This is a genomic window from Natronomonas sp. (assembly GCF_028274965.1).
Lineage (GTDB): Archaea > Halobacteriota > Halobacteria > Halobacteriales > Haloarculaceae > Natronomonas.
In genome coordinates, this window is record NZ_JAQCNO010000046.1 from 1 (window position 1) to 1,780 (window position 1,780).

General features: G+C 69.8%; 2 protein-coding genes. Both read right to left on the reverse strand.

The window, feature by feature from the left end:
- Nucleotides 1-23 precede the first annotated feature (23 nt).
- A complete protein-coding gene (gene aglF, locus Q0916_RS06045) occupies nucleotides 24-776 on the reverse strand; it encodes a UTP--glucose-1-phosphate uridylyltransferase AglF (RefSeq protein WP_299235705.1) in 753 nt (250 codons plus the stop codon).
- A gap of 167 nt (nucleotides 777-943) precedes the next feature.
- The coding region (locus tag Q0916_RS06050; RefSeq protein WP_299235708.1) for a polymer-forming cytoskeletal protein at nucleotides 944-1,780 on the reverse strand (837 nt) is incomplete at its 5' end.

Genomic DNA, 1,780 nt, shown 5'->3' on the forward strand with positions numbered 1-1,780 from the left:
CCGACCGAAACCGATCGACCGAGTTACTCCGAGGCCGCACTCGCCGCTTCGCCGTCGGCGTCGACTTCCCCCTGCAGCCGGCGCTCGGCCTCGTCGCGGTCCTCGGGGTAGCCGACGTCGATCCGCCAGCCGTCCATCCGGATCGCGTCGATCGTGCGCCCGGACTGCAACAGGAGATCGATCGCATCGGAGAGCTCGTACTCGCCGCGATCCGAGGGCTGGACGAGGTGACACGCGTGGAAGATCGCCGGCGTGAACGTGTAGAAGCCGGTCATCACGAGGTTCGTCGGCGGCTCGTCCGGCTTTTCGATCACCTCCGTGATCTCGCCGTAGTCGTTGGTGTCACAGACGCCGTAGCGGGAGGCCTCCTCGTAGGGGACCGACTCGACGAGGAAGGCGGCGTCGGTCCGGTGTTCGCGCTGTCGGTTGACGACGTCCGCGAGGTTGGCCTCGAAGACGTTGTCGCCGAGCATGAGCATGAAATCGTCGTCGATCCGCTCTTCGACGCACAGCAGGGCGTGAGCCAACCCCTTCGGCTCGCGCTGGTGGGTGTAGGTGATCGGCACGCCCTCGTAGTTGTCGCCGTAGTACTCGATCAGCTGTTCTTTCCTGTAGCCGACGACGACGAGCAGCTCGTCGGCGTCGAGTTCGATCAGCCGATCGAAACAGTGACTCAGGATCGGCCGGCCGTCGACCTCGACGAGCGCCTTCGGCTTGTCCTCCGTGAGGGGCCGCAACCGGGTCCCCTCGCCGGCGGCGAGCACGACTGCTTGCATGTCCTCCCGTACCGCGCCGGCCGTCAAATCGTTTTGGCTTTCGTTCGTCCGTCGGTACCGCCCCGAAACGCCGAGCGCCCACCGTTTTCAGGGTGACTCTCCGCGCACAGCGGAAACCGAACCTCTCGGACGCGATCGACGGCGCCGTCGTCCCCACCGCGGGCGTCTCAACCGTCCGCCGGCTCCGCCACCGCCCTTTCCCTGCCGTCTCCCCGCGTCCGACGGTCGTACAGCACCCACGCGAGCGCGCCGAGACCGAGCAGCGCGATCAGCGCGACGACCACCCTGAGATACGGGACCGCGTTCGCGAGGCTGATCGCCGCCAACCCGACGGCGAGTGCGCCCCAGGTGCTCTCCCGGCCGACGAGCGCCAGCCCCCAGCGGCCGAGCGCCAACCCGCCGTAGACGAGCCCCGCCCACGCCGCGAAGACGAACCCGTACACCGCCAGAAACCCGAGCGGGATCCCGACGACCGAGAGAAACAGCGCCCCGAGCGCGAACGGCGCGCCGAAGACCGCAGCGAGCCCGACCCCGCCGCTCGACAGCGGGCGATCGACGCCGCGCTCGGCGATCGCGGTGCTGACGTCGGGGGCCGCGGTCACCAGTATCGCACCCAGCGCGAGGTTCGCGAAAAAGAGATACACGCCCGTGAGCGGCGTCACCGCCCACCCCGGGACGTCGGGGAGCGAGACGCCCGAAAGCGGTCCCGCCCCGGGGCCGTCGCGCTCGGTCACCGACCCGGCGACGGCCGTCTCGTCGATCTCAGCCTCCTCGGCGCTGTAGGTGAGATCGCCGTCGATCGTCGCCGCCGGCGCGACGCCGACCGAACCGCCGTCGAGACGCGCGTCGTCGCCGATTGCGCCCGCGACCGTGATCGTCCCGCCGGCCACCGTCGCCGTGCCGTCGATCCTCGCGGGCGATCCGATCACGACGGTGCCGCCCGCGGCGTCGAGGTCGCCCTGGACGGTGCCGTTGATTGTGACCGATCCGCCGGTCGCCTCTAC

Bases quoted from the DNA above. Each gene is read 5' to 3' on its own strand.
- aglF (WP_299235705.1), bottom strand. From the start codon at position 776: ATGCAAGCAGTCGTGCTCGCCGCCGGCGAGGGGACCCGGTTGCGGCCC.